Annotated in this window: 1 protein-coding gene; it reads left to right on the forward strand. The window is 39.0% G+C overall.

Translation table 11 applies throughout. The annotated features are described in order from the left end of the window. A partial coding sequence (locus FCL48_RS24665) for an IS1595 family transposase (protein ID WP_136876751.1) occupies positions 1–937 on the forward strand: 937 nt, incomplete at its 5' end. Between the last annotated feature and the right edge of the window lie 5 nt (positions 938–942).

A 942-nucleotide genomic window follows, 5' to 3' on the forward strand; every position in this document is an offset into this window, starting at 1 on the left:
AAATAAAGTTCAATTTCAAAAAGGTTTAAGTGTAGGAGCATTTCTTTCAATGTACGGTACAGAGAAACAATGTTACGAAGCTCTTTTTCGTATACGATGGCCAGAAGGATACATCTGTCCTGAATGTGGTCACCGTGGCTACTGTTATATCGAAAAACGCAAAGTATATCAGTGTAATCAGTGCCATACACAGCGCTCTGTGATCAGCAATACAATCTTTGCTTCTACTAAACTACCTCTAACAATTTGGTTTCTTGCGATTTTCTTTATAACACAATCAAAGGATGGTATTTCTTCGCTAAAGCTTGCACGACTCCTTGGTATTTCAGCAAATGCTGCTTTGCGCATAAAGCATAAATTACAACAAACGATGAAGGAACGAGACGATCTCCTCCCTCTTGGAGGATTAATCCTAATCGATGATGCATACTGTGGTGGCAAAAAACACGGTGGCAAACGAGGTCGTGGTGCATCTGGTAAAACGCCTTTTGTTGCCGCTATCCAGCTTTCAAAGGAAAAACATCCTATGTTTATTAAATTCAACAAAGTTTCTGGATTTACCAAAACAGAAATTGCTGCATGGGCTTCTAAACATATACTCCCTAAGAGTTACACTGTTTCTGATGGCCTGAATTGTTTTACAGCAATCGAAGATGCAAAATCGTATAATCTGTCAATAGCAGCAAACAAGAACACAGATTTATATCGAAAAATATTCAAATGGCTCAATACCGTTATGGGTAATGTTAAAACCGCTATCCGCGGTGTATATCATGCTATAAGCGATAGACATGTTCCTCGGTATTTGGCAGAATATTGTTATCGCTTTAACCGTAGATTTAAGTTGGCAGATATGGTTGCTTCCCTCCTCAAATACTGTTTAAAAACTCCACCGATGCCATACCGACTGTTGAAAATGGCTGAAGTTCGGTGGTAATCAGA

Source organism: Desulforhopalus sp. IMCC35007 (genome assembly GCF_005116575.1).
GTDB lineage: Bacteria > Desulfobacterota > Desulfobulbia > Desulfobulbales > Desulfocapsaceae > Desulforhopalus_A.